Origin of the sequence: Streptomyces sp. NPDC096048 (genome assembly GCF_044763415.1) — a bacterium.
Lineage (GTDB): Bacteria > Actinomycetota > Actinomycetes > Streptomycetales > Streptomycetaceae > Streptomyces.
Genome location: NZ_JBIWGG010000001.1, coordinates 36,039 through 56,511, shown reverse-complemented (window position 1 = coordinate 56,511; position 20,473 = coordinate 36,039). Strand labels below are relative to the sequence as shown.

17 protein-coding genes are annotated in these 20,473 nt (G+C 72.2%); 5 read left to right on the top strand and 12 right to left on the bottom strand.

Annotated elements, in window-relative coordinates; genetic code table 11:
* The first annotated feature begins 77 nt into the window (after positions 1-77).
* A complete protein-coding gene (locus ACIQ6R_RS00275) occupies positions 78-4,640 on the top strand; it encodes an FtsK/SpoIIIE domain-containing protein (protein ID WP_404217687.1) in 4,563 nt (1,520 codons plus the stop codon).
* A gap of 96 nt (positions 4,641-4,736) precedes the next feature.
* Here the strand turns inward: ACIQ6R_RS00275 and ACIQ6R_RS00270 are convergent, their stop codons facing one another.
* Together ACIQ6R_RS00270 and ACIQ6R_RS00265 are read right to left on the bottom strand one after the other, a co-directional pair.
* Complete coding sequence (locus tag ACIQ6R_RS00270) at positions 4,737-6,431, bottom strand: serine/threonine-protein kinase (protein WP_404217684.1); 1,695 nt, start codon at positions 6,429-6,431, stop codon at positions 4,737-4,739.
* Positions 6,432-6,505: 74 nt separating this feature from the next.
* A complete protein-coding gene (locus ACIQ6R_RS00265; RefSeq protein ID WP_404168608.1) occupies positions 6,506-7,354 on the bottom strand; it encodes a menaquinone biosynthetic enzyme MqnA/MqnD family protein in 849 nt (282 codons plus the stop codon).
* A 291-nt stretch (positions 7,355-7,645) separates the two neighbouring features.
* Between ACIQ6R_RS00265 and ACIQ6R_RS00260 the strand changes: the two genes are divergently transcribed.
* Positions 7,646-7,849, top strand: a complete 204-nt coding sequence (locus ACIQ6R_RS00260; RefSeq protein ID WP_003974443.1) for a cold-shock protein — start codon at positions 7,646-7,648, stop codon at positions 7,847-7,849.
* Between the two features lie 169 nt (positions 7,850-8,018).
* Positions 8,019-8,699: a class I SAM-dependent DNA methyltransferase gene (locus ACIQ6R_RS00255; protein WP_404217683.1), complete on the top strand. Its 681-nt coding sequence runs from the start codon at positions 8,019-8,021 to the stop codon at positions 8,697-8,699.
* A gap of 54 nt (positions 8,700-8,753) precedes the next feature.
* On the opposite strand, the gene ACIQ6R_RS00250 is transcribed toward ACIQ6R_RS00255, so the two are convergent.
* Positions 8,754-10,685 carry an AMP-dependent synthetase/ligase gene (locus ACIQ6R_RS00250; RefSeq protein WP_404217680.1) on the bottom strand — a complete coding sequence of 644 codons (1,932 nt, stop codon included), beginning with the start codon at positions 10,683-10,685 and terminating at the stop codon, positions 8,754-8,756.
* A 238-nt stretch (positions 10,686-10,923) separates the two neighbouring features.
* Positions 10,924-12,210 carry an acetyl-CoA C-acetyltransferase gene (locus ACIQ6R_RS00245; protein ID WP_404217678.1) on the bottom strand — a complete coding sequence of 429 codons (1,287 nt, stop codon included), beginning with the start codon at positions 12,208-12,210 and terminating at the stop codon, positions 10,924-10,926.
* A 124-nt stretch (positions 12,211-12,334) separates the two neighbouring features.
* Here ACIQ6R_RS00245 and ACIQ6R_RS00240 point away from each other — a divergent pair, with 124 nt between their 5' ends.
* A complete protein-coding gene (locus ACIQ6R_RS00240; protein ID WP_404217676.1) occupies positions 12,335-13,630 on the top strand; it encodes a 3-oxoacyl-ACP reductase in 1,296 nt (431 codons plus the stop codon).
* The gene (locus ACIQ6R_RS00235; RefSeq protein ID WP_404217673.1) at positions 13,630-14,499 is read left to right on the top strand and encodes a MaoC family dehydratase; all 870 of its coding nucleotides are present in this window, start codon (positions 13,630-13,632) and stop codon (positions 14,497-14,499) included. The genes ACIQ6R_RS00240 and ACIQ6R_RS00235 overlap by 1 nt, the downstream gene beginning before the upstream one ends.
* 110 nt (positions 14,500-14,609) lie before the next feature.
* Here the strand turns inward: ACIQ6R_RS00235 and ACIQ6R_RS00230 are convergent, their stop codons facing one another.
* The 8 genes from ACIQ6R_RS00230 to ACIQ6R_RS00195 all read right to left on the bottom strand — a co-directional run bounded on the left by ACIQ6R_RS00230 (position 14,610) and on the right by ACIQ6R_RS00195 (position 20,432).
* Entirely contained in the window at positions 14,610-15,299 is a 690-nt protein-coding gene (locus tag ACIQ6R_RS00230; protein WP_404217670.1) for a TetR/AcrR family transcriptional regulator, read from the bottom strand.
* Between the two features lie 71 nt (positions 15,300-15,370).
* Positions 15,371-16,705: a dicarboxylate/amino acid:cation symporter gene (locus tag ACIQ6R_RS00225; RefSeq protein ID WP_404217668.1), complete on the bottom strand. Its 1,335-nt coding sequence runs from the start codon at positions 16,703-16,705 to the stop codon at positions 15,371-15,373.
* A 72-nt stretch (positions 16,706-16,777) separates the two neighbouring features.
* Positions 16,778-16,879: a putative leader peptide gene (locus tag ACIQ6R_RS00220; RefSeq protein ID WP_328287003.1), complete on the bottom strand. Its 102-nt coding sequence runs from the start codon at positions 16,877-16,879 to the stop codon at positions 16,778-16,780.
* Between the two features lie 153 nt (positions 16,880-17,032).
* Positions 17,033-17,332 (bottom strand): DUF4229 domain-containing protein, encoded by a 300-nt coding sequence (locus ACIQ6R_RS00215; RefSeq protein WP_404218632.1) that lies wholly within the window; start codon positions 17,330-17,332, stop codon positions 17,033-17,035.
* A gap of 100 nt (positions 17,333-17,432) precedes the next feature.
* Complete coding sequence (locus ACIQ6R_RS00210; protein ID WP_404217666.1) at positions 17,433-17,957, bottom strand: GNAT family N-acetyltransferase; 525 nt, start codon at positions 17,955-17,957, stop codon at positions 17,433-17,435.
* Between the two features lie 16 nt (positions 17,958-17,973).
* Positions 17,974-18,615 carry a UdgX family uracil-DNA binding protein gene (locus ACIQ6R_RS00205; RefSeq protein WP_404217664.1) on the bottom strand — a complete coding sequence of 214 codons (642 nt, stop codon included), beginning with the start codon at positions 18,613-18,615 and terminating at the stop codon, positions 17,974-17,976.
* 150 nt (positions 18,616-18,765) lie between these two features.
* Positions 18,766-19,929 (bottom strand): aminofutalosine synthase MqnE, encoded by a 1,164-nt coding sequence (gene mqnE, locus ACIQ6R_RS00200; RefSeq protein ID WP_404168578.1) that lies wholly within the window; start codon positions 19,927-19,929, stop codon positions 18,766-18,768.
* Between the two features lie 44 nt (positions 19,930-19,973).
* The gene (locus ACIQ6R_RS00195; RefSeq protein ID WP_121748517.1) at positions 19,974-20,432 is read right to left on the bottom strand and encodes an Lrp/AsnC family transcriptional regulator; all 459 of its coding nucleotides are present in this window, start codon (positions 20,430-20,432) and stop codon (positions 19,974-19,976) included.
* Between the last annotated feature and the right edge of the window lie 41 nt (positions 20,433-20,473).

Here is a 20,473-nt window from a genome sequence, read left to right as displayed (position 1 = left end):
CAGCCAACGGATATCGTCGCCTGGACTGTGTGCCGTGTTGCGGAAGCGGCCGCGGGGGCCGTTGGGGGAGGACAAGCGTGCGACTGAGCCTGACCGTCGTCGACCCGTTCGGCGGGGGCACCGCCGACGTCGTGCTCGATGCCGATCCCGAGTCCACCGTGGGGGACATCGCCGAGGAGCTGGCCAAGCAGGTCGGCGTCGCGGGGGCGCAGGTCATTCCCATCGGGCATCAGCGGCAGGGGGGCGCGGGCAACGCGCCGCTCGTCTACGTCGACGGGTACGCCGTCGATCCGTCGGCCACCGTCATCGGGTCGCCGCTTCGCGAGGGCGCGGTCGTCTCGCTCCAGGATCCGTCGGGGTGCCTGCCCGGAGAGCCCAGCGGGCTCGTGGAGTTGCGGGTCGTCGGCGGGCCGGGCGCCGGGTTCGTGCACCGGCTGGGGGTCGGGAAGTACGACATCGGCAGCGGGGCGGCGGCGTATGTCCGTATCGACGATCCCGAGGTCGACGCGCGTGCCCTGACCCTGTCCGTGGCCACCGACGGCACCTGCGAGTTCGCCGTGCACACCGACAAGGAGGGCGTCACCCTCGATGGTGCCGCCATTGAGGAGGACAAGGGCGACTGGCCGCTCGGCGCGCAGATCGCGTTCGGGAACTCCCTCGTCGAACTCGCCCGGTACTCGCCTCCGAACGCGGCGCTGAAGTGGTCCGAGGACGGCATCGGACTCGACTACAACCGGCCGCCGCGGCTGCGTCCGCCCGAGCGGCAGACCACCTTCCGGCTGCCGTCGCCGCCCCGCGAGTACGAACCCCGGCCGCTGCCCTGGCTGATGGCGTTCACGCCGATCGTCGGCGCCGTCGTGGCCGTGGCGATCTTCGGGCGCTGGTACTACCTGATCATGGCGGCGCTCAGTCCCGTCCTGCTGTTCGCCAACTACTTCAACGACAAGAAGCACGGGCGCAAGTCCCATGCCAAGCAGGTCAAGGAGTACGAGGAACAGAAGGAGAGGATCGAGAAGGACGCGCAGGACGCGCTCGTCACCGAGCGGAACGACCGGCGGCACGCCATTCCCGATCCCGCGGTCGTGCTGTCGGTGGGGACGGGGCCTCGGACGCGGTTGTGGGAGCGGCGGCGGACGGACCGTGATCATCTGCTGCTGAGGGTCGGCACGGGGCAGTTGCCTTCGGAGGTCGTGCTCGACGACCCCGAGCAGGACGACCACCGCCGGCAGGTCACCTGGAAGATCGAGGACGCTCCCGTCGCGCTGTCGCTGCGCGGCCTCGGCGTCATCGGCATCGCGGGGCCCGGGGACTCGGCGCGTTCCCTCGGGCGGTGGGCCGTCGCGCAGACCGCCGCGCTGCACAGCCCCATGGACGTGCAGTTCTACGTGCTCAGCGAGAACTCCGCCCGGACCGAGTGGGACTGGGTTCGCTGGCTGCCGCACTCCCGGCCCTCCGGCGGCCAGGACGTCAACGTCCTCATCGGCACCGACGCCGAGACCGTCGGTGCCCGCATCGGCGAGCTGACGCAGATCCTCGACGCGCGCAAGAAGGCCGCCCAGCAGAAGGGCGGCCCCGGGGCGACCTTCAGCGACCCGGACATCGTCGTCGTATGGGACGGGTCGCGGCGGCTGCGGTCCCTGCCGGGGGTCGTACGGCTGCTGCGCGAGGGGCCGGCCGTGTCCATGTACGCGCTCTGCCTCGACGCCGAGGAGCGATTCCTGCCCGGGGAGTGCCAGGCGTTCGTCGTCGCCGAGCCCAAGGCCGAGGAGACGGGGCCGCAGCAGGGCGAGCAGCGGCAGGCTCAGCAGGTCGCGGGCGGTTTTCCGTCCTTCCAGGCCTGGCACACCGGTGCCGCCGCCCAGCCCGAGCAGCGGGCGCGGGCCGAGAAACTGCGGCTGCGGGTCGAGGAGGCGGGTGCCGAGCGCATCGCGGACGTGCGGCCCGACTTCGTCACGCCCGCCTGGTGTCTGCGGCTCACGCGTTCGCTGTCCGCGCTGCGGGACATCAGCGGCGAGACCGAGGACTCCGCGCTGCCCGGTTCCAGCCGGCTCCTCGACGTGCTGCGACTGGAGCCGCCGACGGCCGACGCGATCAGCGCGCGGTGGCGGATGGGCGGGCAGTCGACGATGGCCGTCATCGGTGAGTCGTACGACGGTCCCTTCGGCATCGACATGCGCAAGGACGGGCCGCACGGGCTCATCGCCGGTACGACCGGTTCGGGTAAGTCCGAGCTGCTCCAGACGATCGTCGCCGCGCTGGCCGTCGCGAACACGCCCGAGAACATGACCTTCGTCCTCGTCGACTACAAGGGCGGGTCCGCGTTCAAGGACTGCGTGAAGCTGCCGCACACCGTCGGCATGGTCACCGACCTCGACGCCCACCTCGTCGAGCGCGCCCTGGAGTCGCTGGGCGCCGAGCTGAAGCGGCGCGAGCACATCCTCGCCGCCGCCGACGCCAAGGACATCGAGGACTATCAGGACCTCGTCCGACGCGACCCCTCGCACGCTCCCGTGCCCCGGCTGCTCATCGTCATCGACGAGTTCGCGTCCATGGTGCGGGACCTGCCCGACTTCGTGACCGGGCTCGTGAACATCGCCCAGCGAGGTCGCTCCCTCGGCATTCACCTGCTGCTCGCCACGCAGCGGCCGAGCGGTGTCGTCTCGCCCGAGATCCGCGCCAACACCAACCTCCGTATCGCGCTGCGGGTGACCGACGGCGGCGAGTCGAGCGACGTCATCGACTCGCCGGAGGCCGGGCACATCTCCAAGAGCACCCCGGGCCGCGCCTACGTGCGGCTGGGGCACGCCTCCCTCGTTCCCTTCCAGTCCGGGCGGGTCGGGGGCCGTCGGCCCGGTGCCGCCGACCCGGCCGCGCTCGCGCCCTGGGTCGGGCCGCTGGGCTGGGAGGACCTGGGCCGGGCGGCGCTGGCCAAGCCGAAGACCCAGTCCCGCGAGGACGACGAGATCACCGACCTCAAGGTGCTCGTCGACGCGGTGCGCGACGCCAACAGCTCGCTCGGCATCCCCGCCCAGCACAGCCCCTGGCTGCCGGCGCTGGACGAGACGCTGCTGCTGGACGAGATCGAGGTGCCGGCCCTCGTCGGCGCCGCCCCGGGCAAGCTGCCGCCCGCCCCGTACGGCATCGAGGACCTGCCCTCCGACCAGGCCCGCCGCCCGGTCGTGGTCGACTTCGCGAGCTTCGGCCACCTGATGATCGGCGGCGCCCCGCGCAGCGGCCGGTCCCAGGTGCTGCGCACCATCGCGGGCTCGCTGGCCCGCACCCACTCCACCGCCGACGTGCACCTGTACGGCATCGACTGCGGCAACGGCGCCCTCAACGCGCTGACCCGGCTGCCGCACTGCGGCGCGGTCGTCAGCCGCAACCAGACGGAGCGGGTGGTCCGGCTGGTCAACCGGCTCAAGGGGGAGATGGACCGCCGCCAGAACCTCCTGGCCGACAAGGGCTTCGCCGACATCGGCGAGCAGCGGGCCGCGGTCGAGGAGGACGAGCGGCTGCCGCACATCGTCGTCCTGCTGGACCGCTGGGAGGGCTGGGTGCCCACCCTCGGCGAGGTCGACCACGGCTCGCTGACCGACGCGTTGCAGACGATGATGCGCGAGGGCGCGAGCATCGGCATCCACCTGGTCCTGACCGGTGACCGCACGCTGCTGGTCGGCCGGATCGCGACCCTCACCGAGGACAAGTACGGCCTGCGGCTCGCCGACCGCAGCGACTTCTCGTCGCTCGGCATCCCGACCCGCAAGGTTCCCGAGGAGATCCCGCCGGGCCGCGCCTTCCGCAACGAGGCCGGTACGGAGACGCAGTTCGCGCTGCTCGCCGAGGACACCACCGGTCAGGGGCAGGCGGCGGCGATCACCGCGATCGGCGAGGCGGCCGCGGCCCGGGACGCGGATGTGCCGCGCGCCCGGCGTCCGTTCCGCGTCGACAGCCTGCCCAGCCGCATCTCCTTCGCCGAGGCGTGGGAACTGCGCGACCCGGAGGCGTCCCGTTCCAAGCTGTGGGCGCTGGTCGGCATCGGCGGCGACGAGATCGTCGGTTTCGGCCCCGACCTCGCGGACGGCGTACCGGCGTTCGTCATCGCGGGTCCGGCCAAGTCGGGCCGTTCCACGGTGCTGATGAACGTCGCCCACTCCTTCCTCGCGCAGGGCGCCCGCCTCGTGGTCGCCGCGCCCCGCCAGTCGCCGTTGCGTCAACTGGACGGCGCGGAGGGCGTGCTGAAGGTCTTCACCGGCGACGACATCGACGAGGACGAGTTCGAGGAGCTCATCGACCAGGCGAGCCTGGAGGAGCCGATCGCCGTCCTCGTCGACGACGGCGAGATCCTCGAGGACTGCGACGCCGAGAGCCAGATGAAGAAGATCGTGTCCCGGGGTGCCGAACGCGGCCTCGCCCTCGTCATCGCCGGTGACGAGGAGGACGTGTGCAGCGGCTTCTCCGGCTGGCAGGTCGACGCCAAGAAGGCCCGCCGCGGCATCCTGCTCTGTCCGCAGGAGTCCTCCAGCGGCGACCTCATCGGCCTGCGCGTCTCCCGCGGCATGGTCGGCGGCCAGATCGCCCCGGGCAAGGGCATGCTGCACCTCGGGGACGGGGAGCTGCGTACGGTCGTGGTGCCGGGGTGAGTGGCGACGGTTCGGGCCGGCCCGGCGGAGGAGGGCGGCGGGGGCGGTGCTTCGCCTTGTGCGCGGAGTTCTGACCCGAGGAAGCGAAGCCCTCGCCTACTCGACCTTCGACAACCGCGCCTTCGGCCGCCCCGAGTCCTTGCTGTCGGACTCGTACTGAAGGTCGTCGCCGACGGGCGTGAGGCGGACGGTGTGGAGGGCCTGGTTGCAGACGTCGCGGTTGCCCTCGGCTCCCACGGCGCCGGCGACGACCTGCTTCTCCGTCACCTTCTTCAGGGTCAGTACGTCGTCACAGGTGCCGCCGAAGAGGTCGGTGTGGCGCACGGTGCCCAGCTTCTCGCCCACCTCGGCCTCGCGGACGGTCAGGCGGAAGGTGCCCAGGGGCAGGTTGCCCTCGACGGCGGCGGCCTGGCCCTCCCAGGTGCCGACGTAGCGGGCGGGGACGGCGCGGGGCGTGGAGGGTGTCTGGGAGGCGGTGTCCTGACCGGACGGGCGGTTCTTGCCGCCCTCGCCCGGCAGCAGGTCCAGGACGAACACCGAGCCGACCGTCACCGCCGCCAGCGCTCCCGCCACCGCGAGCGCCACGGTGCAGCTCAGCCGCCGGCCGCGGCCACCGGCGCCCCGGGTGGAGGTCGCCGCGACGGACAGGGCGAGCTTGCCCGGCGAGCGGTCGCCCTCGCGCGGGGACGGTACGTCGGCGGCGGGCGCCGTCGGCGCGGGCATCACCGGCGGGGGCCCGAAGACGCCGGGCGCCGCCCCGCCGACCGAGCCCATCCCGCTGACCGAGCCCGCCCCGCCGACCGAGCCCGCCGCTCCCACCGACGGCCGGCTGAACCCCACCGGTCCCGACACCGGCCCGGACGACGACTCCGCCGCCTCCAGGTTCAGCAGCTGTACGGCGCTCCGGCTGACCCGCTCCACCAGCGCCCCCGGCAGCCAGCCGCCGGTCACCAGGCGTGCCGCGCCCTCGGGTGCGAGGCGCCGGGCCACCTCAGCGGGGGTCGGGCGGGCGGCCGGGTCCTTCGCCAGGCACGCCGCCACCAGGTCCCGTAGCCCTCCGTCGGTCGCCCCGTCCGTCGCGCCGTCCAGGGCGTCGAGCCGCGGCTCCTCGTGGACGACCTTGTAGAGGAGGGCGGCCGAGGAGTCCCCCGGGAAGGGCGGCGCGCCCATCGCCGCGAAGGCGAGGACGGCGCCCAGCGAGAACACGTCGGCCGCGCCCGTGACGCCCTTGCCGAGGATCTGCTCGGGGGACATGTAACCGGGCGAGCCGATCGAGACGCCCGTCGAGGTCAGGGACGCCGTGCCGTCCGTCGCGCGGGCGATGCCGAAGTCGATCAGGAGGGGGCCGTCGAGGGTGAGGAGGACGTTGGACGGCTTCACGTCCCGGTGGACGAGGCCCAGCTCGTGCACCGCGGCCAGCGCCTCGCCGAGGCCCGCGCCGAGCGCCCGTACCGAGTGGGCCGGCAGCGGGCCGCCGTCCGCGACGGCCGCCGTCAGGGACGGACCGGCCGCGTACGCCGTGGCGACCCACGGCACGCGCGCCTCGGGGTCCGCGTCCAGTACGGGCGCGGTCCAGGCGCCGCCCACCCGGCGCGCGGCGTCCACCTCGCGCCGGAACCGGGCGCGGAACTCCTCGTCGAGCGCGAAGTGCGGGTGCACGATCTTCACGGCGACCGTGCGGCCGCCGGCGCTGCGGCCCAGGTAGACCCGGCCCATGCCGCCGGAGCCGAGCCGGCCGAGCAGCCGGTAGGGCCCCACGACGGTGGGTTCGTCGACATCGAGCGGCCGCATGGCGCCACCCCTCCCCCGTACGCCGGTACCTGGGAGCAGGGTAGTGGGCCGCCCGTACCGGGGGCCCGGCGGAATCAGGGCTGGAGCAGGTCCACCTTCACGTCCGCCGGGAAGCCGGTGGTGGGGCCCACGCGGCGCGCGAACTCGGTGACCGCCTCCAGCTGCGGGGCGCCGAAGCGGAAGTCGAGGGTGGTGAAGTACCGCGCGAGGGTCTCCTCGTCGAAGGCCTCCCAGCGGGCCGCCTGCTCGGCGACCTTGCCGACCTCCTCCAGGGAGAGGTTGCGGGAGGCGAGGAAGGCCTCGTGCACCTTGCGGGTGATGACCGGCTCGCGCTCCGCGTAGTCGCGCCGGGCCGCCCAGACCGCGAAGACGAACGGCAGGCCCGTCCACTCCTTCCACAGCGCGCCCAGGTCGTGCACTTCGAGGCCGTAGCGCGGACCGTCGATCATGTTCGCGCGCAGGGCCGCGTCACCGATGAGGACGGCCGCGTCGGCCTCCTGCATCATCAGGCTCAGGTCGGGCGGGCAGGTGTAGTAGTCGGGCGTGACGCCGTAGCGCTCGGCCAGCAGGAGCTGGGCGAGGCGGACGGACGTGCGCGAGGTGGAGCCGAGGGCGACGCGGGCGCCGTCCAGCTTCTCCAGCGGGACCTGCGAGACGATCACGCACGACATCACCGGACCGTCGCAGCCGACGGCGATGTCGGGGAAGGCGACGAGATCGTCGGCGTTCTTGAGGAATTCGACCAGGGTGACGGGTCCGATGTCGAGGTCGCCCTGCACCAGCTGCTCGCTGAGCTTCTCCGGGGTGTCCTTCGTGAGCTCGAAGTCGAGGAGCGTGCCTGTTCTCGCGAGCCCCCAGTACAGGGGCAGGCAGTTCAGGAACTGGATGTGGCCGACGCGCGGCCGGGTGCGAGAATTGTCCACATCGCGAGGCTAGCCCTCCCCCGGCACCCGTCCGCCGCCGCCCCCCGGCGTCAGCCGAACGGCGGAGGCGTTCAAACATTCGGGTGAAGTGATCTTGGCCTCTGTTGCGCTCGGGTGCCTGCGTGCTAGGCTCACAGCAAGTTGCAGTTTGGTTTCCCTTGCAGTACAGAGCCTGCGGAGCATGTGACCGCGGGCTCTCGTCGTTCTCAGACGTATGCAGTTGTGCAGCATTCCAGTCTTCACACTTGCTGGTTCTGGAGCAGGGCAACCCTTTGGGCCCAAGGAGGGCTTATGGCTACCGGAACCGTGAAGTGGTTCAACGCCGAAAAGGGCTTTGGTTTCATCGCCCAGGAAGGCGGCGGCCCGGACGTCTTCGTCCACTACTCCGCGATCAACGCTCAGGGATTCCGTTCCCTCGAGGAGAACCAGCAGGTGTCCTTCGACGTCACGCAGGGTCCGAAGGGCCCGCAGGCGGAGAATGTCACTCCTGTCTGATTGACAGCAGTACCCAAGGAGCCCCGCGCCGTTCTCGGCGACGGGGCTCCTGCCCTTTTCGGGCCTTTCTTTCTGAATCCTCGCTGAATCCTCGCTGAATCCTCGGTGCGTTCCGGCTGCGGCTCGTTCCGACGGCCGACCGTCGGTGCCGGGCACTAGGGTCCCCGCCATGACCGACGAGACTCTCCACGACACCGGACACGGCATCCGCCACGACGCCGGCTTCCTGGACACCACCCGGACCTTCTACGACGCCATTGCCGAGGACTACGCGGACCGCTTCCGCTCCATGGGCGCCGGCACACCGCTGGACCGGGCGCTGATGGGCGCCTTCGCCGAGTTGGTGGGACCGGAGGGGCAGGTGGCCGACCTGGGCTGCGGGCCCGGCCGGGTCACCGCCCACCTCGCCTCGCTCGGCCTGCGGGTCTTCGGCCTCGACCTCTCCGCCTCGATGCTCGCGATCGCGCGCCGCGAGAATCCGGGCCTGCGGTTCGAGCAGGGCTCCATGCTGGAGCTGGACCTGCCCGACGGCGCGCTCGCGGGGGCCGTCTCCTGGTACTCGTCGATCCACACCCCGTGGGAGCGGCTGCCCGACCTCTTCGCGGAGGTACGGCGCGTGCTGGCCCCCGGCGGGCACCTGCTCCTCGCCTTCCAGGTCGGCGACGAGCCGAGCCGCCTCGACCGGCCCTTCGGTCACCCGGTCACCCTGGACTTCGAACGGCGGCGACCGGAGCCGATGGCGGAGTTGCTGGAGGAGGCCGGTTTCACGGTCCTGTCCCGGACGGTGCGCGTGCAGGAGGAGGACACGTCCTCGAAGGTTCCGCAGGCCTGCCTGATCGCCCGCCGCTGAGCGCACACCGGCCTCGGGCGTCGCGCACAGCCCTGGGGACGCGTCGTACCGCCCCTACGGGGTGTCGTACAGCCCCTCCACCGCCCCCGCGAAGTCCCGCATGATCACGTCGCGCCGGAGCTTCATCGAGGGGGTCAGATGGCCCTCCCACTCCGTGAAGTCCCTCGGCAGGACGGCGAAGCGGCGGATGGACTCCGGGCGGGAGACGAGCTTGTTGGCCTCGTCGACCGCGCGCTGGAGCACCGCCAGCACCTCCTCGTCGTCGGTGAGCAACTCCGGCGGCACCGGGTGCTTGCCGTTCATGCGGCGCCAGTGGGTGACGCCGTCGGGGTCGAGGGTGATCAGCGCGCTGACGTACGGGCGGCGGTCGCCCAGGACGATGCACTGGGAGATCAGGGGGTGCGAGCGCAGCCAGTTCTCCAGCGGGGCCGGGGCGACGCTCTTGCCGCCCGCGGTGATCAGCAGTTCCTTCTTGCGGCCGGTGATCGTCAGATACCCGTCGTCGTCCAGGCTGCCGATGTCGCCGGTGGCGAACCAGCCGTCGGGGGCGGCCGGGACGACGCCGCCCGCCTGCGGGTCCCAGTAGCCGGGCAGGACCTGGTCGCCGGCGATGAGGATCTCGCCGTCGGCGGCGATCCGGACGCGGGTGCCGGGCAGCGGCCAGCCGACCGTGCCGAGGCGCGGCTTCAGCGGGGGCGTCACCGTCGCCGCGGCCGTCGTCTCGGTGAGGCCGTAGCCCTCGAAGATCTCGATGCCGGCCCCGGCGTAGAAGGCGGCCAGGCGGCGGCCGAGCGGGGAGCCTCCGCAGATGGCGTACCGGACCCGGCCGCCCATGGCGTTGCGGATCTTCCGGTAGACGAGGGGGTCGTAGAAGGAGCGGGCGGTCTTCAGGGCGCGGCCCGGGCCGCTGCCCGTGCCCGCCTGGCGGGCCTCCATGGCCTCGCCGTAGCGCTCGGCCACCGAGACGGCGCGGTCGAAGGCCGAGGCCCGGCCGCCCGACTCGGCCTTGGCGCGGGCGCTGTTGAAGACCTTCTCCAGCATGTACGGGATGGTGAGGAGGCAGGTCGGGCGGAAGGCCGCCAGGTCGGGCAGCAGGTCCGCCGGCTTGAGGCTCGGCGCGTGGCCGAGGCGGACCCGGGCACGGACGCAGGCCACGGCGACCATGCGGCCGAAGACGTGGGACATGGGGAGGAAGAGCAGGACCGAGGGGTCGTCGCCCGTCTTGGCCTTGAAGACGGGGTAGAGCAGCTCGATCGCGTTGTCGACCTCGGCGAAGAAGTTCCCGTGGGTGAGCGCGCAGCCCTTCGGGCGGCCGGTGGTGCCCGAGGTGTAGACGAGGGTGGCCAGCGTGCTCGGGCTCAGCATGCCCCGGCGGACCTCCACCTCCGCGTCCGGCACCCGCTCACCCAGCTCGGCCAGTCGCTCCACATGGCCCTTCTCCATGACCCACAGGTGCTTGAGGTCGGGGATGCGGTCCAGCTCGGGGCCGAGGGCCGCGGCCTGCGCGCTGGTCTCGGTGACCAGGGCGACCGCGCCGGAGTCCTGGAGGATCCAGCGGGTCTGGAAGAGGGAGGAGGTCGGGTAGACGGGGACGGTGACCAGGCCGGCCGCCCACGCGGCGAAGTCGAGCAGCGTCCACTCGTACGTCGTCCGGGCCATGATCGCGATGCGGTCGCCCGGCGCCAGGCCCTCGGCGATCATGCCCCTGGCCACCGCCAGCACCTGTTCGGCGAACCCGGCCGCCGTCACGTCGGACCAGTCCCCGTCCGGCGATCGGCGGCTGAGGACCACCTGGTCCGCGGCCGCGGCCGCGTTGTCGAAGGGCAGGTCGGCGAGCGAGCCGCGCCGCGCCGGCGGGGCGAACGGCGGTACGTACGCCTCCCGTACGGCCCCGTCCAGCCGCCGCGTCTCGGGCGCCACCAGGGTGGGGCCGGGCGAGTCGGCGTAGGCGGCGGATGCGGCGAAGGAGGGAAGCGGGGTGGACACGGGCGGCTCCTGGGACGTGCAGCGGCGAGACTGCTTCTGCTGTCACTGGCTCGGCTGTCGCTGCTCTGCCGCATGACGTACGTGCCTCGCGCGCCGAGGCGTTCATCGCCGGTCACGTGGACCTGGGTTACCGGCGGTCAGTGTCGGGATCGTACGGTGCCCTCGTGGGGAGTTGGTGCGGGTTCGGGGATGGTCCCGCGCCGGACGTGTGCAGTCTCGGGGGTTACCTGCCAGTAGGTCACGTTCGTTCCAGTATGGCCGTGACGCCCTGACCACCCGCCGCGCAGACGGAGATCAGCCCGCGCCCGGGGCCGCCCCGCTCGGCGAGCAGTCCGGCAAGCGTCGCCACGATGCGGGCGCCGGTCGCGGCGAAGGGGTGGCCGGTGGCGAGGGAGGAGCCGGCCACGTTCAGGCGGGCCCGGTCCACCGGAGCCAGGCCCCGTTTCTCCCAGGCCGCCAGCGTGGCCAGTACCTGGGACGCGAACGCCTCGTGGATCTCGACCAGGTCGAAGTCCTCGATCCCGAGCCCGGCGCCCTCCAGCATGCGCGGGACCGCGTACGCCGGGGCCATCAGCAGCCCGTCCTCGCCGCCCGCGACATCGCCGCCGACGAAGTCCACGGCCGCCGTCTCGTACGCCGTCAGGAAGGCGAGGGGCTCGAGGCCGCGCGCCTCGGCCCACTCCTCGCTCGCCAGCAGCACGGTCGCCGCGCCGTCCGTCAGGGGCGTCGAGTTGCCCGCCGTCATCGTGGGGGCGGCGCCGTCCAGGCCGAACACCGGTCGCAGCGCGGCCAGTTTCTCCACCGTCGAGCCGGGGCGCAGGTTCTGGTCGCGGGCCAGGCCCCGGAAGGGGATCACCAAGTCCCGGAAGAGACCGCGTTCGTACGCCGCCGCCAGTCGCCGGTGGCTCGCGGCGGCCAGTTCGTCCTGGGCCTCGCGGGTGATGCCCCAGGCGCGGGCGGTGACCGCGGCGTGCTCGCCCATCGACAGGCCGGTGCGCGGTTCGGCGTTGCGCGGGATGTCGGGGACCAGGTGGCCCGGGCGGACCTTGGCCAGCGCCTTCGCCCGGCCGCCGAGGGACTTCGCCCGGCGGGCCTCCAACAGGACGCGGCGCAGGCGGTCGTTGACGCCCAGGGGTGCGTCGCTCGCCGTGTCCGCGCCGCCCGCGATCGCCGACTCGGTCTGGCCGAGGGCGATCTTGTTGGCGGCGGCGATCACGGCCTGGAGGCCGGTGCCGCAGGCCTGCTGGATGTCGTACGCGGGGGTGCGCGGGTCCAGGGCCGAGCCGAGGACCGTCTCACGGGCGAGGTTGAAGTCGCGGCTGTGTTTGAGGACCGCGCCGGCGACGAACTCACCGACCGCGCCCGGCGCCTGGAGGCCGTGGCGCTCCACCAGGCCGTCGAGGGCCGCGGTGAGCATCTCCTGGTTGGAGGCGGTGGCGTACGGCCCGTCGGAGCGGGCGAACGGGATGCGCGCGCCGCCGACGACCGCGACGCGCCGCGCCTTCGGCGACTTCAGGGGGCTCATGCCGACCTCACCTCGACCTGCTCTCGTTCCACGGGCTTACCTCCGGTAACCTTACTCCAGAGTAAGCACAAGTGGGCATCGTCCGGAGCCCCCGTACGGCCTTTTACGGAGCTGGGAGTCACACATGGCCGACCGCTATCTGAGCTTCACCGGCACCGCGCCCGGCCGTTTCCTCACCCGCCGCCTCGGGCTGCCGCAGCCCGCCGAACTCGAACGCCGGTCCCTCGACGGCGGCCTGCTGCACCTCACCGCGGGCAAGCCGGACCTCGGGCTCGCGCCCGTACTGGCACGCACGGGACTCGGCGAGGACGTCGCCGGACGCCCCGCCGCCGTCGTCCTCGACGCCACCGGCGTCCGGGACGTCGACGCGCTCGCCGAGGTACACGCCGCGCTGCACCCCGTCGTACGGTCCGTCGCCACGAGCGGCCGGGTGGTCGTGCTCGGCGCCCCGCTCGACCCCGCCGACCATCATCAGGCGGCCGTCCAGCAGGCGTTGGAGGGCTTCACGCGCTCGCTCGGCAAGGAGATCGGGCGGGGCAGGACGGTCAACCTCGTCCGGCTCGGCGACGCCGACGCCGCCGAGTCCACCCTGCGCTTCCTCCTCTCCCCCGCCTCCGCCTACGTCAGCGGCCAGGTGATCGAGGTCGGGGCGGCCGACACCCCGGTCACCATCCCCGACGACTGGGACCTCCCCCTCGCCGGACGCACCGCGCTGGTCACCGGCGCCGCGCGCGGCATCGGCGCGGCGGTCGCCGCCACGCTGGCCGGGCAGGGCGCCCACGTCGTCGTCCTCGACGTGCCGCGGGCCGAGGAGGAGGCGCGGAAGGTCGCCGAGCGCCTCGGCGGCTCCGCCCTCGCGCTCGACATCACCGCCGCCGACGCGGGCGAACGCATCGCCGCCGCCCTGCCCGGCGGCCTCGACGTCCTCGTCCACAACGCGGGCGTCACCCGCGACCGGCGCCTGGTCAACATGGACGCCGAACGCTGGGGTTCCGTCCTCGACGTCAACCTCGCCAGCGTCCTGCGCACCACGGACGCGCTGCTCGCGGCGGGTGCGCTGAACCGGGGCGGCCGGATCGTGGCGACGGCCTCGATCGCCGGTATCGCGGGCAACGCGGGCCAGACCAACTACGGCGCGAGCAAGGCGGGCATCGTCGGCCTGGTCCGCTCCCTCGCGCCGCGCGCACGGACCGAACACGGGGTGACGGTGAACGCGGTCGCGCCGGGGTTCATCGAGACGCGGATGACCGCGGCGGTCCCGCTGTTCATCCGCGAGGCGGGCCGCCGCATGAACTCCCTCGCCCAGGGCGGACTGCCGGCCGACGTCGCCGAGACCACCGCCTGGCTCGCGCACCCGGCCTCGGGGGCGGTCAACGGCCAGGTCGTGCGGGTCTGCGGCCAGAGCCTGCTGGGGGCCTGATGACCACCGCGGCCCGCACGACGAACACGCTGACCGGCGTCCCCGCCCTCCCGCCGCTCCTCCTGCGCGGCGCCCTGCTGTCGCCCCTCAAGCGGCCCCGCCCCGACGCGGACTTCCCCCGTACCCGGCTGGTGCTGCCCGGCCTGCGCGTGGACCTCGCCCGGCTGGCCGCCTATGAGAGGGTGTGCGGGTTCCCGACCGGGGCGGACGCGCTTCCGGTGACGTATCCGCACGTGCTGGCCTTCCCGCTGGCCATGCGGCTGATGAGCGGCCGGGACTTCCCGCTGCCGCTGCTCGGGCTCGTCCACACGTCGATCGGCATCACCCGGCGGGCCACCATGCCCGCGACCGCCGAGTACGAACTCACCACGTACGTCGAGGGCCTGGCGCCGCACCGGCGCGGGACCGAGGCCACGGTCGTGACGGAGCTGCGGTCCGGCGCGGACCTCGTGTGGGAGTCCCGCAGTACGTACCTGGCGAGGCACCGCACAGCCGGACACCCTCCCGAGGCCCCTTCCCCCCGGAACCCCGAGCCCCTCCCCACCCTCGCCCGATGGCGCTTCGCCGGTGACGTCGGACGGCGCTACGGTGCCGCGTCCGGTGACCGCAACCCGATCCACCTGCACCCGCTCACCGCCCGCCCGTTCGGCTTCCCGCGGGCCATCGCGCACGGCATGTGGACCGTGGCCCGGTGCCTCGCCGAGCACGGGACGCCGGACGCGGCCGTGGTGCGGGCGGACTTCCGGGCGCCGGTGGCGCTGCCGGGGACGGTGACGTACGGGGCCGGGGAGGGCGGGCGGTTCGAGCTGCGCGACGGTGAGGGGCGGCGGCCGCACCTGTCCGGCGAGGTCGGGCCCTACCGGGCCTGAACGAGTCGGCCCTACCCGGCCCGAACGGTGTCGGCCCCCGCGGGGCCTGAACGAGGGCGGCCCTTACCCGGCCCGGACGAGGCCGGCCCTGCCTGTCCGGCGAGGCCGCCCTACCCGGCCCGGACCGGGACGGCCTGTGTCGGCGGCTCCGGCCCGGAGTCCTCCGGCGGGGACCAGGGCCGGCCCCCCATCAGGTCGCCCAGGCCGGCCCAGGCGAAGTTCATCAGGGTCGCCGCCGCCTGCTTGGCGGTGACACCCTCCGTGGCGCCGGCCCAGTCGGCGAGCGACTCGGCGGCGCCGACCAGCGCCTCGGCCAGCCCGGCGACCTCGTCCTCGGGCAGGTGCGGGTCCCGGTGCGCGTCCCGCGCCGCCGCGGCGATCAGCTGCGTCACGAACGTGACGATCTCCTCCCGCATCGCCGCCACCTCGGCCGCGAACCGCTCGCCGTGGGTACGGGCATGGAGGTGCAGCACCCGCCAGGCGTCCGGGTTCCGCGCGGTGTGCGTGAAGAACGCCCGCAGCCCCGACCAGAGTTGCCCGTCGGCGGACAGTCCCGGACGCACACCGGCCCGCACCGCCTCGGTGAGGGCGCGGGCCTCGCGGCGGATGCAGGCGGTGAAGAGATCGTCCTTCGAGTTCAGGTACAGGTACACCAGCGGCTTGGAGACACCCGCCAGTTCGGCGATCTCGTCCATCGACGCCGCCATGTACCCGCGTTGCCCGAAGACGCTCACCGCGGCGTCCAGCATCTGCTGCTCACGGACCGCACGCGGCATCCGCTTGGTCTTCCCAGCACCCATGCGAATCAGCGTACGGTCCGTGCGGCGGTGATCAGGACGTCAGCGCGACGCCGGCACCTGGAACACGTCGGTCAGACGGCGGCCGGAACCGGCTCCGGCGCCTGCTTCTCCGGCTCCCGCTCGCGCTCCGGCTCGTCGATCGGCGAGCTGTGCGCCGTGTCGTAGGCCTTGCGGTCGAGCAGTCCCTCGCGGGCCGAGACGATGACCGGGACCAGCGCCTGGCCGGCCACGTTCGTCGCCGTGCGCATCATGTCCAGGATCGGGTCGATGGCGAGGAGCAGGCCGACGCCCTCCATGGGCAGGCCCAGCGTGGACAGGGTCAGGGTCAGCATGACCGTGGCGCCGGTGAGGCCGGCCGTGGCGGCGGAGCCGACCACCGAGACGAAGGCGATCAGCAGGTAGTCGCCGATGCCGAGCTGGATGTCGAAGATCTGCGCGACGAAGATCGCGGCGATCGCCGGGTAGATCGCTGCGCAGCCGTCCATCTTGGTCGTGGCGCCGAACGGCACGGCGAAGGACGCGTACTCCTTCGGCACGCCGAGGCGCTCGGTGACCTTCTGGGTGAGCGGCATGGTGCCGACGGAGGAGCGGGAGACGAAGGCCAGCTGGATCGCGGGCCAGGCGCCCTTGAAGAACTGGAGCGGGCTGGCCTTGGCGACGGTGGCGAGCAGCACCGGGTAGACCACGAACATCACGATCGCGCAGCCGACGTAGATGTCGGCGGTGAAGGTGGCGTACTTGCCGATGAGGTCCCAGCCGTAGGTGGCGATGGCGTTGCCGATGAGGCCGACGGTGCCGAGCGGGGCGAGGCGGATGACCCACCACAGGGCCTTCTGGAGGAGGGCGAGGATCGACTCGCTCAGGTTCAGGATCGGCTGGGCCTTCTCGCCGAGCTGGAGGGCGGCGATGCCGGCGACGGCGGCCATGAAGACGATCTGCAGGACGTTCAGGTCGGTGAACGGCGTGATGACGTCGGTCGGCACGATGCCGGTCAGGAAGTCGATCCAGGAACCGGTGTTCTCGGGCTTCGCGCCGTCGGCCGGAGTGAGGCCGGTGCCGGCTCCGGGGTTGGTGACCAGGCCGATGGTCAGGCCGATGGCCACCGCGATCAGCGACGTGATCATGAACCAGAGAAGGGTGCGGGACGCCAGGCGGGCCGCGTTGTTGACCTTCCGCAGGTTGGTGATCGACACCAGGATCGCGAAGAAGACGAGCGGAGCGACGGCCAGCTTCAGCAGGCCGATGAAGGTGCCACCGACCTTCTCCAGGGTGGTGACCAGCCAGGATATGTCCTGGCTGCGGGCCAGCCAGCCCAGCAGGACACCGAGCACGAGACCGGCGAGTATCTGGGCCCAGAAGGGCACCTTGAGGTACTTCTTGACGTTCGTGACTGAAGACACGGACATGCTCCGTAGGGGGACGGGACGCGGGGACGGACGCGCTGGGCTGACGTGGAGAACGACGGATGAGGGGGAACGTCAGGGGCGACAGTTCGCGGACGCGCACCGACAGAGGTCCACGTGCAGGCGCGCCACGAGCGCGAGGCTCGGCGGTGTGTGGGGCGCGGCTGCGTGCTTCATGCACACGACTTTAACACCTGTGCTTTGAGACCCCCAAAGCCTCTCTTTGAGAGGCAGGAGACGCCTACCGCCCGTAAAACGCAGATGGCCCCGGTTTCCTACGCATTCGGAAACCGGGGCCTGCGCGTGTGTGACGGACGTTACGAGGTCTGACTACGAGGTCTGGCCCTGCGCCCGCGCCGTGTCGTCGGCGCTGTCCTCCTGGCCGCGGTTGGCCTCGAGGTTGGCCTTCATACGGTCCACGCGGCTCACGACCTGGACCGAGGCCCGGTCCCGCTCCTTGCGCAGCGCGACGTAGCTGATGGGGGCCGAGATCAGCAGGGAGAGCAGGACGATCCACATACCGTTGGAGTCACCGAGGCCGCGCGGGAACACGCCGACGTAGACGAGCCCCCAGACCGCGACGAGGCAGCCCACGAAGATCCCGAGGCGCATCAGCGTGTAGCGGAGCATCTCAATCCACTCTTCCGTTTCTGGCACAAAGAGGCACTGTCCAGTGAAACATGCCGGGTCGCCGATCTTTCGGCGGGGTCGGTCCGCGACGGGAACGCGCTCAGGTCAGCGGCAGCAGCATGAAGACGTCGTCCCGGTCGTCCCCCGGTGCCACGCGGATCGCGCCGGGCACCCGGCCGACCTCCTTGTAGCCGCAGGACTCGTAGAAACGCTCCAGGCCGAGGCCGCCCCGGCAGGTGAGCCGGATCGCCTCGATGCCCGGGACGGTGCGGGCCGCGTCCGCGGCGGCGGCCATCAGGTCCCGGCCGTAGCCCCGGCCCTGGTGACGCGGGTGGACCATCACCGTGTAGAACCACAGCCAGTGGGTCATCAGCCGGTGCGTGTTGAGGGCGAGGAACGCGGTGGCGGCCACCCGCCCCTCCTCGTCGTGGCCGACGAGCAGGCGGGTGCGGCCCTCGGCCATGCCCACCAGGTGCCTGACCAGCTCGGGGCGGATGTCCTCCCGCGTCACCGGCGGCACGAAGCCCACGGAGCCGCCCGCGTTGGAGACGTCGGTCCACAGGTCGAGTACACCGTCGCGGAGGTCGGGGGTGACGGCTGGATCGAAGGTGAAAGTAAGGGACACTAGTCCATAGTAGCCATTACGCGAGTGCCTGTGCCGCCACCCGCAGGTCCGAGACCAGTCCCCGGTACGCCCCGTCCCGGTCCTCGGCCCGCAGCACCGCCGACGGATGCACGGTCGGCACCAGCCGTTCCGGACGCCCGTGGATCTCCTCCTCCAGCAGCGTGCCGCGCACCTGCGTGACCCGGAAGGAGGAGCCGAGCAGCGCCTTGCCGGCCGTGGCACCGAGCACCACGATCAGTTCGGGTTCCACGAGGGCCAGCTCGGCGGCCAGCCAGGGGCCGCAGGCGGTCATCTCGCGCAGGGTGGGCGCCTTGTGGATACGGCGCTTGCGGGGCTCCGCCCGCGTGAACTTGAAGTGCTTGACGGCGTTGGTGACGTAGGCGTCCGCCGGGTCGATGCCGGCGTCCGCCAGCGCCCGGTCGAGCAGGCCCCCGGCGGGGCCGACGAAGGGCTTGCCCTGCCGGTCCTCCTGGTCGCCGGGCTGCTCGCCGATCAGCATCACGCGGGCGGTCGCCCCGCCGGCGCCGAAGACCGTCTGCGTGGCGTCCCGATGCAGGGGGCAGCCCCTGCACCCGGCGGCGGCCCTGCGCAGGGCGGGGAGGCCGCCGCGCTTCGGAACGAAGGGTTCGGCGGTGTAAGCGTCCTCGGTACCGGCCATGTGGTCCGACTACCCGCCGCGGGGGGTCGGACCCGTGTCGACTGCGGGTGGTCTGTGGTTGCTCGCGCAGTTCCCCGCGCCCCTGAAAGGGGCGCGGGGAACTGCGCGACCAGCCCTCACCGGCCCGCAGCCGGACAACAACCGCGGAAATCAGACCCGCATCGGCTGCGGCGACTCCCGACGCCCCGCGTCGGGCCCCTCGAACTCCCGGATGATCTCGTACCGCGTGTTGCGCTCGACCGGCCGGAACCCCGCGTCGCGGATCAGGTCGAGCAGATCCTCGCGGGTCAGCTTGTTCGGCGTGCCGAAGTCGTCCGCGTCGTGCGTGATCTTGTACTCGACCACCGAGCCGTCCATGTCGTCGGCGCCGTGCTGGAGGGCCAGCTGGGCCGTCTGGACGCCGTGCATGACCCAGAAGACCTTGACGTGCGGGACGTTGTCGAAGAGCAGGCGCGAGACCGCGAAGGTCTTCAGCGCCTCCGCACCGGTCGCCATCTGCGTCCGGGCCTGGAGCCGGTTGCGGACCTTGCCGTCCCGCATGTCCACGAAGTCGTGCTGGTAGCGCAGCGGGATGAAGACCTGGAAGCCGCCCGTCTCGTCCTGGAGCTCACGCAGCCGCAGTACGTGGTCCACGCGGTGGCGCGGCTCCTCGATGTGGCCGTAGAGCATGGTGCACGGCGTCTTCAGACCCTTCTCGTGCGCCAGGCGGTGGATGCGCGACCAGTCCTCCCAGTGGGTGCGGTGGTCGACGATGTGCTGCCGCACCTCCCAGTCGAAGATCTCGGCGCCGCCGCCGGTCAGGGACTCCAGACCGGCGTCGATCAGCTCGTCGAGGATCTCGGACGCGGACATCCCGGAGATGGTCTCGAAGTGGTGGATCTCGGTGGCCGTGAACGCCTTGAGCGACACGTCGGGCAGCGCGGCCTTCAGCTCCCGCAGCGAGCGCGGGTAGTAGCGCCACGGCAGGTTCGGGTGCAGGCCGTTGACGATGTGCAGCTCGGTGAGGTTCTCGCCCTCCATCGCCTTGGCGAGCTTCACCGCCTCCTCGATGCGCATCGTGTACGCGTCCTTCTCCCCCGGCTTGCGCTGGAAGGAGCAGTACGCGCAGGAGGCGGTGCACACGTTGGTCATGTTGAGGTGGCGGTTGACGTTGAAGTGGACGACGTCGCCGTTCTTCCGCGTCCGCACCTCGTGCGCGAGGCCGCCGAGCCAGGCCAGATCGTCCGACTCGTACAGCGCGATGCCGTCCTCGCGGGTCAGCCGCTCCCCGGAGCGGACCTTCTGCTCCAGCTCCCGCTTGAGCCCGGCGTCCATGCGATACCTCTTTCTGAGACTGACTCGTCAACCGTACGCCCCGGCTACTGGACCTCTTCCGGCAGCTCGCCCACCCGGTTCTCCCACTTGGTGGAGAGCACGATGGTGGTACGGGTCCTGGACACGCCCTTCGTGCCCGACAGCCGGCGGATGATGCTCTCCAGGCCGTCCACGTCGGCCGCGCGCACCTTGAGCATGTAGGAGTCGTCGCCGGCGATGAACCAGCAGTCCTCGATCTCCCGCAGGTCCCGCAGGCGCTGCGCCACGTCCTCGTGGTCGGCGGCGTCGGAGAGCGAGACGCCGATCAGGGCGGTGACGCCGAGGCCGAGCGAGGCGGCGTCCACGGTGGCCCGGTAACCGGTGATGACACCGGCCGCCTCCAGCCGGTTGATGCGGTCGGTGACGCTGGGCCCCGACAGTCCGACGAGGCGCCCCAGCTCCGCGTAGGAGGCCCGGCCGTTCTCCCTGAGGGCCTGGATGAGCTGCCTGTCCACCGCGTCCATGCGATCGAAGCCTTCCGCTGAAGAGTTCTGAAGATGTGGGT